Raw genomic sequence first — 915 nt, forward strand, 5'->3', positions numbered from 1 at the left:
TTGTTTGTTTAAGCAAAAGACTGGATACGTTATGCTAGCTGGTTGAGTGGGCTCTGGGGTGTGTATGAGGGGCAGGGTGAGGGCCGCGTGGGCGGTGGGGCTGGTGAGGGGGTCGATGTCGGAGGAGTTCTCGGGCCACAGGACCAGGTCGGGCTGGGGGGTGCGGCCGGCGCGGACGTCGGCGGCGAGGCGTTCGGTGCCGGTGACGTGGTTGGCGGTGACCTGGAAGGCCTCGCCGAGGGCGTCGTAGCCGCCTGCTTCGGGGACGTTGCCCTGGATGGCGGCGACCTGCAGGGTGCCGCGCTGGGGTCCGGTCGGCAGGGGGATGGTGAGCCCGGCGAGGGTGAGTGCGGTGGCGCCGGCGGCGGCCGCTGCGATGCGTGGGGCGGGTGTGCGGCGGGCGGTGAGCGCGGTGGTGGCGAGCAGGGTGGCGGTGGTGGCCACGGCGAAGGTGACGAGGGGGGCGCCGCCGAGCGCGGCGAGGCCGGTGTAGGGGCTGTCGGGTTGGCTGAAGGCGAGCCGGCCCCAGGGGAAGCCGCCGAAGGGGGCGCGGCCGCGGAGGGCTTCCTGGGCTACCCAGGCGGCGCCGGCCCAGAGCCAGGGCGCGGGCAGGCGGTAGGCGAGGGTGGTGGCGGGGGCGATGAGCGCGAGGATGGCGGCTTCGGCGGCGGACAGGACGATCCAGCCGTCGGCGCCGACGAAGGAGACGAAGCGCAGCAGCGGGAGCATGAAGGCGAGGGAGAACAGCAGGCCCAGGCCGTAGGAGGCACGTAGGGGCCGGTTGTGGACGGTGAGGGTGAACAGGGCGACGGCGAGGGGTGCCAGCGGCCACAGGCCGACGGGGGGGAAGGCGAGGTAGAGCAGGAGCCCGGCGGCGGTGGCGGCGGCGGGGCGGGCCAGGCGCCGGTGGAGTCC

General features: G+C 74.2%; 1 pseudogene. It reads right to left on the reverse strand.

Annotation, left to right across the window (positions count from 1 at the left end):
• A pseudogene (locus tag AB1460_RS37845) lies at positions 1-915 on the reverse strand (apolipoprotein N-acyltransferase); the annotation flags it as partial.

The sequence above is a fragment of the Parafrankia sp. FMc2 genome, from assembly GCF_041008525.1.
Lineage (GTDB): Bacteria > Actinomycetota > Actinomycetes > Frankiales > Frankiaceae > Parafrankia.